General features: G+C 72.5%; 9 protein-coding genes. 3 read left to right on the top strand and 6 right to left on the bottom strand.

From position 1 onward, the window contains the following. Window positions 1-61: 61 nt before the first annotated feature. Both BJ964_RS18690 and rsgA read right to left on the bottom strand, forming a co-directional pair. The gene (locus BJ964_RS18690; protein ID WP_229807061.1) at window positions 62-1,858 is read right to left on the bottom strand and encodes a hypothetical protein; all 1,797 of its coding nucleotides are present in this window, start codon (window positions 1,856-1,858) and stop codon (window positions 62-64) included. Window positions 1,859-2,351: 493 nt separating this feature from the next. Then, window positions 2,352-3,401, bottom strand: coding sequence for a ribosome small subunit-dependent GTPase A (rsgA, locus tag BJ964_RS18685; protein WP_188121856.1), 1,050 nt, complete (start codon window positions 3,399-3,401; stop codon window positions 2,352-2,354). 209 nt (window positions 3,402-3,610) lie between these two features. Between rsgA and BJ964_RS18680 the strand changes: the two genes are divergently transcribed. Beyond that, window positions 3,611-4,309: a maleylpyruvate isomerase family mycothiol-dependent enzyme gene (locus tag BJ964_RS18680; protein ID WP_188121855.1), complete on the top strand. Its 699-nt coding sequence runs from the start codon at window positions 3,611-3,613 to the stop codon at window positions 4,307-4,309. Then, a complete protein-coding gene (locus BJ964_RS18675; RefSeq protein ID WP_188121854.1) occupies window positions 4,306-4,950 on the top strand; it encodes an MBL fold metallo-hydrolase in 645 nt (214 codons plus the stop codon). The genes BJ964_RS18680 and BJ964_RS18675 overlap by 4 nt, the downstream gene beginning before the upstream one ends. Before the next feature lie 19 nt (window positions 4,951-4,969). Here the strand turns inward: BJ964_RS18675 and BJ964_RS18670 are convergent, their stop codons facing one another. The 3 genes from BJ964_RS18670 to BJ964_RS18660 are packed head-to-tail and all read right to left on the bottom strand — an operon-like array spanning window position 4,970 to window position 11,019. Beyond that, window positions 4,970-5,671 carry a hypothetical protein gene (locus tag BJ964_RS18670; protein WP_188121853.1) on the bottom strand — a complete coding sequence of 234 codons (702 nt, stop codon included), beginning with the start codon at window positions 5,669-5,671 and terminating at the stop codon, window positions 4,970-4,972. A gap of 15 nt (window positions 5,672-5,686) precedes the next feature. Beyond that, entirely contained in the window at window positions 5,687-6,193 is a 507-nt protein-coding gene (locus BJ964_RS18665; RefSeq protein ID WP_188121852.1) for a SigE family RNA polymerase sigma factor, read from the bottom strand. Further along, window positions 6,190-11,019, bottom strand: coding sequence for a sensor histidine kinase (locus tag BJ964_RS18660; protein WP_188121851.1), 4,830 nt, complete (start codon window positions 11,017-11,019; stop codon window positions 6,190-6,192). Before BJ964_RS18660 ends, BJ964_RS18665 begins: the two co-directional genes overlap by 4 nt. Window positions 11,020-11,121: 102 nt before the next feature. On the opposite strand from BJ964_RS18660, the gene BJ964_RS18655 reads away from it, so the two are divergent. Further along, the gene (locus tag BJ964_RS18655; RefSeq protein ID WP_188121850.1) at window positions 11,122-11,724 is read left to right on the top strand and encodes a ClpP family protease; all 603 of its coding nucleotides are present in this window, start codon (window positions 11,122-11,124) and stop codon (window positions 11,722-11,724) included. Window positions 11,725-11,753: 29 nt separating this feature from the next. Here the strand turns inward: BJ964_RS18655 and BJ964_RS18650 are convergent, their stop codons facing one another. After that, window positions 11,754-12,179 (bottom strand): uL11 family ribosomal protein, encoded by a 426-nt coding sequence (locus BJ964_RS18650; protein ID WP_109602971.1) that lies wholly within the window; start codon window positions 12,177-12,179, stop codon window positions 11,754-11,756. Window positions 12,180-12,333 lie beyond the last annotated feature (154 nt).

The following is a 12,333-nucleotide window of genomic DNA, read 5'->3' as shown; positions in this document are numbered from 1 at the left end:
TGAGTCGAGCAGACACTCTAGCGACGGGGTATGACAATTTCCGGAACACACCCGCTCACTCTTACGAGTTAACCCGCCAGATCTCGACGCCGCCCACCAACTGCGGCGCGCCGAGCACGTCAACCAGAACCGATCGCAGCAGGTCACCATTCCTGCTGTCCGGCACCAGCACCACCACGGCGGCGCGCCAGTAATCGAGGTCACCCCGGATCCGCAGGCGGTCGGCGTCGGTCAGGACCGGCAGGTAGCCGTACTCCCGGACGCTCCAGAGCAGCTCCGAGGTGTAGCGGTGCGGGGCCGACCAGGAGCCGGTGTCGTCCGACGGCGCGTTGGCCGGGCCCATGAAGTAGCCGCGCGGCGTCGCGTAGTCCAGATTGTTGAGGGCCGCCCAGCGCTGCCCGGTCCGCCCGGTCGTCACGTCCGGCAGCGGGACGGTGACCAGCGTCTTCCCCTCCGGTACGTACTGCCGCCAGATCCCCTCGGTGAGGAACGCCGGCATCGGGTCGCCCTGCACCACCGGCAGCGGCTTGGGGAACAGCGGCACCAGGGCGAGGGTCATGCCGATCCAGAACCGGCGGCGGCGCTCCGGCGGGTACGACCCGATCCGGTCCGCCGCGAAGGCCAGCAGGATGCCGGCGACCGTGGCCGGCACCATGGCGAACCGGGTCACGCTCACCAGGTCGATCACCGGCACGTGGCTGACCAGCGCGAACGGCAGCGGGATCACGGTCTTGAAACCGAGCACCCGAAGCTGCGGGCCGAGCGACATGACCAGCAGCGCGAGCCCGGCGATCGCGGCGGCCCGCAGCGCCACCGACCGCCACAGCATCACCATCGCCACGATGATCATCACGAGGCCGAACAGGCCGAAGAACGTGTTGTCCTCGGTCGCACTCACGCTCAGTCGCCGGGTCACCACGCCCAGACCGGCCAGCGACTGCCGGGCGAAGGCGCCCAGCGAGGCCAGGTCCGTGACGTAGGCGGTCGGCTCGAACGGCTGCCCGTGATAGTTGCCACGGGCGAAGAACTGGTACCAGAGCGGGTAGCCGGCCAGCACGCCGGAGGTCAGCGCGGCCACCCCGAGCCCGGCCGCGAAACGTCGCCACACCAGCCGGGCCTCGTCCCGCGCCATCAGCGCCCAGGAGCCCGCGAAGATCCCCAGGGTGAGCGCCGCGAAGAGCAGCGCCTCCTCGTTGATGAAGATCTGCAACACGATCAGCAGACCGAGAACGATCCCGCCCCGCCACACCCGGCCCGGCTCCCGCAGGCGCAGCACCTGCCAGACGATGAACGGCAGCACGTAGTTGCTGACGAAGTTCACGTGCCCGTTCGCGTGCGAGACCATGGCCGGGGCGAAGCCGCACCAGACACCACCGGTCCAGGCCGCGAGCCGGCTGCGCACCAGATGCCGGCTGAGCACCCAGTACCAGGCAAAGGCCGTCCCGCCGAGACCGAGAGTGATCAGCAGGGCGACGGTCACCCCGCCGCCCAGGAAGTGCGTGACCGGCGCCAGCGGCAACGCCAGCGCCAGGATGGACGTGTTCGCCATCATGTTCACACCGACCGGCACGTTGAACCGGTCCTCGAAGAACAGCGGCGCCCCGTCGAAGATCACCCGCTCGGCGTGGGCCAGCATGAACAGGAAGATCCCGTGATCGTCGTCGTTGCCGGCGAGCACCCGCCCGTTCGGGTCGATCCACAACTGGATCACCACGAGCACGGCCAGCGCCAGGAACCCCAGCGCGATCCACAGGTCGACGAGCCGCCAGCGAGCGTCCCGCTCACCACCCGGGCTCGCCGCCGGCTCCTCCACGACCGCCGCCGCCTGCTCTCCGGTCATCCCATCCGCCGCACGCACCGGCCGAATTGTGCCAGAGCCGAGACCGCCCCTCCCAACGCCGCCACTCCGGCCATGACGTGCGCTTACTCTCAAAAACAAAGATCAAGACCACGCTTTTGTACGCGGTGGGACGTCATCACAGAATCGTGACAGTTCCGCCCTACCCGCGAGCGCGCCGCCGGTCCCGCCCGTGCCGCGCCCGCCGGGCTTTGCTGCATGGCTCCGCTTCGCTCCGCGGCAAAACGCCTTGTAACCGGTGTCGAGGCAGGTGATTCCCCGCCGCCAGCAAACCCCGCTGGCGGCGGGGAATCACTTGCCTCGACACCGGCGGCGTTTTGCGGGGGTGTTGAGCGCGCCGGTGTCCGGCTCGGGGTGGCCGTTCCGTGGCCGGGACGGGTGCCGGGCGAGATCCGCTCGCCCGGCGGCGGGGGACGGCCTGGAGTGGGCAGCGAGATCATCCGGTAGGGCAGCGCTCCGCAGACCCGTACAAGAAGATGATGTTGATCTTGTCTTAAAGGCGGCGGGAGCTCGGGGGTGTGGAGGCGCGGCGCTGGCGGGCCAGGCGCACCGAGCGGCGCCCGCTCTCCACCTCGACCTCGCGGCGGAGTTTGCGCCAGCTGGCCAGGCGGCGCGGTGGCAGGGAGCCGTCGGCGAGGGCTGCCTGGACGGCGCAGCCCGGCTCCCGCTCGTGGCGGCAGTCGTCGAAGCGGCAGCGCCCGGCCAGGCCGGTCACGTCGGCGAAGGCGCGGTCGAGGCCGCCGCCGGTGTCGAGGAGGCCGACGCCCCGGATGCCGGGCGTGTCGATGACGGCGCCGCCGCCGGGCACGGTGATCAGGTTGCGGTAGGCGGTGGTGTGGCGGCCTTTGCCGTCCGCGTCGCGGATCTCCTGGACCGGCATGACGGTGGCGCCGGCCAGCGCGTTCGCCAGGGTCGACTTGCCGGCGCCGGACCGGCCGAGGAGGGCGAGCGTGCGGCCCGGGCCGACGTGTTCGCGCAGCCGGTCGAGGCCCTCGCCGCGCTGGACGCTGACCGGCAGCACCGGCACGCCGGGCGCGAGGGCGCCGAGCTGGCGGGCTATCGCGCCGGGGTCGGCGCTGGTGTCGCTCTTGGTGAGCACCAGCAGCGGATCGGCCCCGGACTCCCAGGCCAGGGCGAGCAGGCGCTCGACGCGGGCGTCGTCGGGCTCCGGATGGATCGGTTCGACGACCGCGATGGTGTCCATGTTCGCGGCGAGGACCTGGCCGGACGCGTCCTTGTCGGCGGTGCGGCGGATCAGTGTGGTGCGGCGGGGCAGCACCAGCTCGAGGGTGGTCCGCCGGTCGGGCCATCGGCGCAGCACCACCCAGTCGCCGGAACAGGGCAGGGTGGCGGGGTCGCGGGCGGCGTCGAGCAGCACGCCCCCGCCGAGGGTGGCCCGGGTCACCCCGGTGGCGGTCAGCACGGTGCACACGCCACGGTCGGCCCGCAGGACACGCCCGGGTTCGGAGTCGGGCCGGTCGAAACGCCGGAAGGTGGATACGAAGTGGTCGTCCCAGCCGAGCTGGGACAGGGGGTACGACATGGAAACCCTTTACGGTCTTGGGGGTCGGCGGTGCCTGGGGATCAGGCGAAGGCCCCCGGGTGAAGGGACGCGGCAACGGTGAAACGCACGGTCCTCACCTCCTCCGCTGGGTTCGATCGATCAGCGCGTCTGCCACGACGGTACGGCGCTGGTCAGCGCGGCGAAAGCGAATTCCGTGGCGGCGGGCGCGGCACCGGTAAGGTCGGGCTGTGACCATGGATCCGCTGGTGTTGATGACGGACGTGGAGGACGCCACCGAGGCGCTGCTGCGTGCGTCGGGTTCGCTGGCCGACGGCGAGATGGGCGCACCGTCGCTGCTGCCGGGCTGGACGGTCGGGCATGTGCTGACCCATCTGGCGCGCAACGCGGACGCCCTGACCAACCTGTTGACCTGGGCCCGGACCGGGGTGGAGACACCGGCGTACGCGTCTGCGGAGGACCGGACGGCGGGCATCGAGGCGGGCGCGGCACGTCCGGTGGCCGAGCAGCTGGCGGATCTGCGGGCCGCGCACGAACGGTTCGCCGACGCGGCGGCCGCGATGCCGGCGGCCGCCTGGACGACCCGGCTGCCGCTGGCGAAGAGCGCCGCCGCGGTTCCCTGGCTGCGGTTGTGCGAGGTGGAGGTGCACCGGATCGACCTGGGCCGCGGCTACACCCCGGCCGACTGGCCGGACGCGTTCGCGCTGCGCCTGCTGCGGGCGATCGTCACCGATCCGCCGGCCGGCTCGCCGGACATGGTGCTGCGCCCGTTCGGCCTGGAGCACCCGCTGGTGATCGGCTCCGGTGCGGGCCCGGTCGTCGGCGGCCCGACCAGGGCGCTGGCCGCCTGGCTGATCGGCCGGGCGGACGGCGCCGATCTGACGGTCTCGCCGGACGGCGAGCTACCCGAGCCCGCGAGGTGGAGATGAGTTCCGAGTACACCGGCGACGTGGTGACCGGCGGCGAGCCGGCGGTCCGTGACCTGGGCGACGGCCTGACCCTGACCAAGGTGTCGGTCGGCGCGATGGACAACAACGCCTACCTGCTGCGTGCGGCGACCGGCGAGCAGCTGCTGATCGACGCGGCCAACGACGCCGGGACGCTGCTGGCCCTGATCGGCCCGGCCGGGCTGCGCGCCGTGGTGACCACCCACCGGCACGCCGACCACTGGCAGGCGCTGGAGGAGGTGGTGAAGGCCACCGGCGCCGAGTCGCTGGCGCACGCCGACGACGCCGCCGGGATCCCGGTGGTGACCCGGACACTGCTCGACGGCGACACCGTCGAGGTGGGTGGGCACACGCTCGACGTGATCCACGTGGTGGGGCACACGCCCGGTTCGATCGTGCTGTCCTACCGGGGCGAGCATCTCTTCACCGGCGACAGCCTGTTCCCCGGAGGTCATGGGCGGACGACGAACCCGGAGAACCACCACAAGATCATGGACGATCTGGAGGCCCGGGTGTTCGGCCGGTTCGGTGACGCCACCTGGTTCTACCCGGGCCACGGCAAGGACTCGACACTCGGCGCGGAACGCCCGGACCTCCAGGAGTGGCGGGCGCGCGGCTGGTGACGCGCGCCCGGCCGGTCACCTATCCGTGGGTGACCTTGGCGCTGTCGTCGACGTGGATGCCGGCGGCGAACTCGACGACCTGCTGCTCACCCCAGCCCAGGCCGTCCCACACCTGGACGATCATCCAGCGGTTCTCGCCCAGGTTCACGAACAGGGCGTGACCGGTGGTCTGGTCGAGCATCTTGGTGAGCACGGCCTCCTTGCCGTTGATGGTCAGCTTCTTGCCGTTCGCGATGTCCTCGCCGGGCCCGAACTCCTGGAGCTGGGCCATGATCTTGCCCTCGAAGCTGTGCGGGTCGTTGTTCGGAACGCCCGGCGGCGCGTCGGACGGCACCACGTCCGGGATGCCCTTCGGGGCGATGGTGATGCCGTACTCGTCGGCGCCCTGGAGCACCCAGCCCTCGGGGACCTTGTCCAGGGTGAAGCCCTTCGGCTGCTCGCCCTGGTAGGCGACCAGCGCGGTGGGCCCGGTCGCCGGGGAACTGGCGGACGGCCGTTCGCCGGCGGCCTCCGGGGCGGACGGGCCGGAGGCGAGGCCGGAGCCGGCGACGATCACGGCGGCCAGCGCGGCGGCCATGAAGACGGAGCCGCCGGCGGCCTGCACGGTACGGCGGCGGCGCAGCGCGGTCCGGCCGCGGGCCAGGTCGGCGGCGACCTGCTCCGGGGTCGGCTCGGCGTCCGGGCCGGCGATCCGCGCCAGCCCGTCGTGGAGGTTCATCATGTCAATTTCTCCTGATCAGAGCAGTGCCAAGGAGGGATTGGGGCCGAGCACGGTCCGGAGCCGGTCGAGTGCCCGGGCGGTCTGGCTCTTCACCGTCCCCTCGGAGCACCCGAGGGCATCGGCGGTGTCGGCGACATCGAGGTCGTAGAAGTAGCGGAACACCAGTGCCGCCCGCATCCGTGGTGGCAGCTCCCGCAGGGCCGCGCGCAGCCCGTCGGAGACGTCACCGGCATGCTCGGCGGCCGCCCGGTCCGGTACCTCGGCCATCGGCCGCTCACTGCGCCGCCACCACCGCCGCCGCTCGTCGGTCAGTGCGTTGACCAGCGCCCTCCGGACGTAGCCGTCCGGGTTGTCGGCACGCTGGAACGCCGGCCAGGCGACGTACAGCTTCGTCAGCGTGGACTGGACGAGGTCCTCGGCCAAGTGGGCGTCGCCGGCCGTGAGCAGAGTCGCCGTACGCACCAGCGCGGCCCTCCGGCTGACCACGAACTGGTGGAATTGCTCATCACGCTCGTTCTTCACACGAGCCCCTCCTTCGCTCTCACGCCTCCCTGACGGCTCCCACCTCCCTCAGGTTGCATGAGGGTCACCTCGAAGCTCGATCCTCCATCGGGGCCGGGCCGGTAGTGGACGTCCCCATGGTTGGCGCGGGCCAACTCCCGGACGATGTAGAGCCCCAGACCGGTGCCCGGCACCTTCCCCGCGGTCGGCTCGGCACGGGCGAACCGGTCGAAGAGCCGGTCCCGGAACGCCGGCGGCACGCCCGGCCCCTCGTCGCGGACCTCGATCGTCACGACCGCGGTGTCCGCCCGGGCCACGACGGCGGTGGCGCCACCGCCGTACTTGGCGGCGTTGCTGACCAGGTTGGTCAGGATCTGGTCGAGGTGGCTCGGCTGCACCACGGCGACCAGGTCCGGCGGGCACGTCACCGGGACGTGGCCGGCGCCGGCGACGACCAGGGCCGCCTCGACGTGCTCGGCGACCCGGACCGGGACGGGCGCCGCGACGAGCCGGCCGGCGTCGAGGCTGACCAGGTCGAGGACCTCCTGGACGATGGCGGCGAGCCGCCGGGTGGTCCGGTGCACCCGGATGAGGGAGTGGTGGACGGACTCCGGCAGCTCCTCCTCGTCGAGGACCAGGTCGAGGCCGCCGAGGATCGCCGCGAGCGGGTTGTTGATCTCGTGGCCGAGCATGCCGATCAGGTCGGCCTTGAGCTGGTTCGCGGCCTCCAGGTCGGAGGTCCGGACCCGTACGGTGTCCTCCAGCGAGTCGTAGAGCAGCGCGTTGTCCAGCGAGACCGCCAGCTGCCCGGCGATCAGCTCCACCGTCTCCAGGCGGTCGGTGGAGAACACGCCGCCCTGCCGGTGGTTCTCCAGCATCAGGACGGCGACGTCGACGGTCCGGCTCGGGATGGGCATCGCCAGCAGGGAGCAGTGGTCGAGTCCGGCGACGTACGGGTCCCGCGCGAACCGGTCGTCCTGGGTCGCGTCCGCCACCAGCAGCGGGCGGCGGGTCCGGGTCACGTACCGGACCGCGGTCGCCGGCACCGGCCGCGGATCCCGCGTCTCGGGGTGACGAAGCACCAGCTGCACCCGGGTGGCCCCGGTCATGGCGCTGAGCACGTCCCCGACCTGCGCCTCCAGGTCGGCCAGCGTGATGGCCGAGCTCAGCGCGCGGGAGGCCCGCAGGATCGCCATGAGGTCGATCCGGTCGGCCCCGGCCCCGTGGCCGGAGTCGCTCACCCGTTCCGCGCGCAGGAACGGGTGTTCGGCCTCCAGCCTTCGCAGCGGCCCCTCCGCACCCCACTGACGGTAGGTGTCGCGTGCCTCGGTCAGCAGTTGCCGCCCGGCGTGTGCGAACCCCCGGTCGAGGTGGAACCGGGCCGCCCGCTGGGCGAGCACGGCCCGGTGCCACGGCCGGCCGGCCACCTCGTGCAGGCCGGCGTCGAACTCGCGGGCCGCGCCGTCGGGATCGCCCAGCGCCCAGCACCGTTCGGCGTCGACCAGGCGCAGCAGCGGCCGGAAGTTGCGGGGCGAGTCGGCGGCCCGCCGGGCGATCCAGTCGCGGATCGTGCCGAGCTCGGCGGCGACGCCGGTGTCGCCGTACCGGACCCGGGCGGCCAGGGCGATCCCGCGCACCACCCGGGCCAGCGCCCAGGTGTAGAGCCCGCGAACCGCCTCGCAGTGCTCCATCGCCCCGGCGGCGTGCCGGTCCAGTTCCTCGTCGTCCTGGCACATCAGCGCGGCGAGGGCCCGGTTGACGTGGTGGATGGCCAGCGCCACCGGGAAGGTGGGGGATCCGTCCGGTTCGGCGCCCGGCTCCCGGCCGCGCAGCACCCGCACCAGCGCCCGGCATTCGGTCAGCGACAGGGCCGCGATCCGGTTGCCGGTGCGTTCGGCGAACGCCACCGAGGCGTCGATCTCCTCGGCGACCGTCTCCAGCGAGTCTGCGGTCTCCAGCAGCACGGCCACCAGACGGGCCGAGAGCATGGCGGCGACCTGGACGTCCCCGGCGGTCAGCAGTTCCTCGCGGGCGTCCTGGCCGGCCTCGGCGATGTCCTCCAGCGGTTCGAACCAGTGCGCGGCCACGAAGAGGTGCATGTACCGGGCGATCGCGGTCTCCGCCTGATAGCCGTGCTCCCGTCCGGCCTCGACGACGTACCGGCTCAGCCGGTGACCGGTGCGGTAGTCGTCGAACAGGTGGATCGTCGCGCAGATCACCGCGCCGAGCGAGCCGACCACCGGCGGGCACAGCCCCGCACGCCGCCACAGCCCCAGGACCTGGAGCAGCACCCACGTGTGTTGCAGCGGGCCCAGCACGTACGCCGGCGCGAGCAGCCGGTTGAGGATCCGGCCCGCCGCGAGCACCCGGGGATCGTCGGTCTCCGCGGCACGGCTCAGATCGGCGGCGCAGTCCCGCAGGTCGGCCGCCTCCCGGTGGACCACGGGACCGGGGTCGTCCGGGGAGTCGATGCCGAACCGGCGCAGCAGGTCCGCGCCGAGGGCGTACGCCTTCCGGATGTGTCCTCGCTGGGTCAGGCTGTTGACCTGGTTCGCGGTGGCGGCGGCGAGCGCGAGCAGATCCGGGGACCGGGCGGCCAGCTCCCGGTACACCTCGTCGGCCTCGTCGAGCCGGCCCAGGCAGTAGAGCGCGGTGTGCCGGGCCACGGTGACGGCGTCCCGCTCCTCCGCCCCCGGGCCCAGGAGCCGCTCGGCGGCGGCGAGCAACTCGACGGAGACCTGGTAGTTGGTCATCTTCATCGTCCGTTGCGCGGCGCCGTGCAGCAGGCCGGCGGCGGCCCGCCGCTCGTCCGGCGCGTCCACCAGGTCCACCACCGGCAGGTACTGCTCGGCCGCCTCCTGCCGGTACCGCTCCCGCCGGGACAGTTCGCGGGCCATGCTCAGCTGGAGGCGGTCCCGGTCGCCGGGCGCCAGGCAGTCCCGGGCGGCCTGCCGTACCAGGTCGTGCCGGAACCGGACGGTGCCGTCGGCGAGCAGGATCAGGCCGTCGGTGACCGCCGGGGCCAGGCGCGCGGCCAGGTCCGCCTCGGACGTCCCGGTCGCGATGGCCAGGAAGCCGGTACCGACGTCACCGCCGAGGCAGGCGAGCGCCGCCAGGATCCGGCGCGTCCCGCCCGCCTGCTGATCCATCCGGGCCGCCAGCAGCTGCGGCACCCCGTGGCAGCGGACGAAGTCACGGATCGCGTCCGCTTCCCACCGCCAGCCGTCCGTTACCGGGCGCAGCAGGCCCTCGGCGCGGAGGGCGTTGAGCACCTCGACCGTGGCGAACGGATTGCCGGCGGCGCCCGCCTCGATCAGCCCGGCCGGCACGGACGCGGCCTCCGGGGGTATCCGGAGCACGGTGCCGATCAGCCGGGCGGCCCCCTCGCGGTCCAGTCCGCCGACCCGGATCACCGGTTCCGTCGCACCGTCACGCTGCCAGCGGTCGAGCAGCGCCGCGAGCGGCCGCCCCTCGTCCCGGTAGGTGGCGACCAACAGCAGACCGGGGATCGGCCCGGCGTTCACGATCGCGTCCAGGACCCGGTGCGTCCCGGCGGTGGCCCACTGGAGATCCTCGAGGACGATCACGATCCGGTGCCCGGCGGCGAGCGCCCGGATCAGGGCGAGGGCGGCGGCCGCGGTCCGGCCCTGGGCGGTCGACGGATCGGACGTGGACGGCCCGCCCGGGACGCCGAGCAGATCGGCCATCTCCGGGATCGCGTTGACCGCGACCACGGCGTTGGGGCCGAGCGCCTCGACGATCCGCGCGCGGTCCGCCGCCACCTCGGGTTCGGGTTCGGCGAGGATGCAACGGATCAGGCTTCGCAGCGCCCGGGTGATGCCGCCGCTGGTCGTACCGGTCCGGAACTCTTCGAACCGCCCGGCGGCGAACCAGCCGCCGCGTGCCGTGACCGCCGGCCGCAGGCTGCGGGTGAGGGCGCTCTTGCCGATCCCGGACGGCCCGGTGATCAGCACGGGCCGGCCGCCCTCGGTGAGCGCCCGGTCCAGCGCCGAGGTGAGCAGGTGCACCTCCCGGTCCCGGCCGATGAGGGCGGCCGGCGGCACGAAACGGGCCGGGAAGTCCCGCTCGCCCAGCGGCCAGCCAGCATCGGGATCGTCCCGGCAGCGGGTCAGATCGTGGAGCAGCCCCTCGGCGCTCTGGTAGCGGTTCGCCGGGTCCTTCTCCAGCAGGCGCATGATGATGTCGCGGAGACGTGGTGGCAGCCCGGCGGGCACGGGCGGCGGCTCCACCAGGGTCTCGCGGATCAGCTCCAGGGCGTCGTCGCCGGTGAACGGCGGCTCGCCCACCGCCAGCGTGTAGAGGGTGGCGCCCAGGCCGTACAGGTCGGCGCGGGGATCGACCGCCGGGCCGATCCGCCCGGTCTGCTCCGGGGCCAGGAAGCCGAGCGTTCCGACCGGGCCGCCCGCCTCGTCCGCCTCCACCGCCCCGGCCAGCGCCAGGTCGAAGTCGATGAGCAGGGCCGGCCCGTGGGGTGGCAGGACGACGTTGGCCGGCGTGACGTCGCGATGGACCACCCCGGCGCGGTGCACGGCGGCGAGCGTCGCCGCCAGGCTTCGACCGATCGTCAGAAGCTCGGGTACGGGCATCGGCCGCGGGACCGGAAAGGCCGCGTCGTCCTCCAGCACGAGCAACTGGCGGGACTGATGGTCGGCGAGCCTGGGCACTCCGGGGACGCCGGCGAGCCGGAGCAGCACGGCCCGTTCCCGCTCGATGCGCCGGGCGGCGCCGAGTCCGGTGGCCCGTTTGTGGATCAGGGTGGAGCCGTCGCGGGAGCCCCGGCGGAGCACCTGGGTCCGTTCGCTGTGATATAAGACGACATCACCCACAACCTTGTTGTCTCATTGCCGGGACATCGGTGGTGGCTCTTCCCCGAAGAACCACGGCTCCCTGGATACGCTGGGCCTACCCCGCGACGACCGGAGGTGCCGATGTCCCTGTTCCCGCAGCCGAATCAGCCGCCCGAATGGCCGCCGCAGCAGGCCGGCTTCCCCGGTTGGCTCGAGGAGCGGCTCTTCGAACAACGGATCGTGATGCTTCGCGGCCGGCTGACCGGCGAGACGGCGACCGGGATCGCGGCCGCCCTGCTGACCCTCGACGCGGCCGGTCCGGAGGCGATCCAGCTGCACGTGGCCACCCCGGGTGGGGAGCTGGGCGCGGCACTCGCGGTGATCGACGTGATCGACTCACTGTCCGCTCCGGTGCACGCCCTGGTCACCTCGGAGGCGGGCGGGGCGGTGCTGGCGATCCTTGCGGCGGCGGATCAGCGGTCGGCGTACCGGCACGCCCGGTTCAAACTCGCCGAGCCGCGGGCCGCCGGGGTCACCGGCACGGCCGACGAGGTGGCCGCCGCGGCCGGGCAGCACCTGCGTGAGCTGGAGGAGGTGGTGGTCCGGCTGGCCGGGATCACCGGGAAGCCGCGCAGCCGGATCGAGGACGACCTGTCCGCCGGCCGGAGCCTGAGCGCCGCCGAGGCCCTGGAGTACGGCCTGATCGACGAGGTGATCGCACCAAAGAAGAACGGGCCCCGGTGATCACCGGGGCCCGTTCTCATCAAGCTACTTCAGGAAGCGACCTTCACACCCATGGAACGGGCGGTGCCGGACACGATCTTGATCGCGGCATCGAGGTCGTTCGCGTTGAGGTCGACCAGCTTGCGCTCGGCGATCTCCTTGACCTGCTGGGCACTGAGCGTGCCGACGGTCGTGGTGAGCGGGTTGGCGGCGCCGGACTGAATGCCCAGGGACTTCCGGATGAGGAAGCTGGTCGGCGGCGTCTTGTAGGCCAGCGTGTGGCTGCGGTCCTCGTAGACCGACACGATGACCGGGATGATCTCGCCCCGGTTCTTCGCGGTGGCCTCGTCGTACTCGACCTTGACGGCACGCATGTTGGCGCCGGTCGGGCCGAGCATCTTACCGAGGTCGACCATCGCGGCGTTACCCGCCTCAAGCGCGAGGGTTACCTCATGAGTCTTCTTCTTGGGCGGCATTGAGTAGGGCTCCTTTGGGTGAGCTGCACGGGCCGAAACAAACGCAGCTCGCCAGCATCAACGACACACGACAACCCCGAGACAGTACTTGAACGCCGTGGTTGGCACCAAATTGAGGTCTCGGGGAACGTCCCCCAGTGTATCCCGCCTGACC

This window comes from Actinoplanes lobatus (assembly GCF_014205215.1).
GTDB lineage: Bacteria > Actinomycetota > Actinomycetes > Mycobacteriales > Micromonosporaceae > Actinoplanes > Actinoplanes lobatus.
Note: the sequence above shows the minus strand (reverse complement) of the source record. Positions and strands in the feature narration are given on the sequence as shown.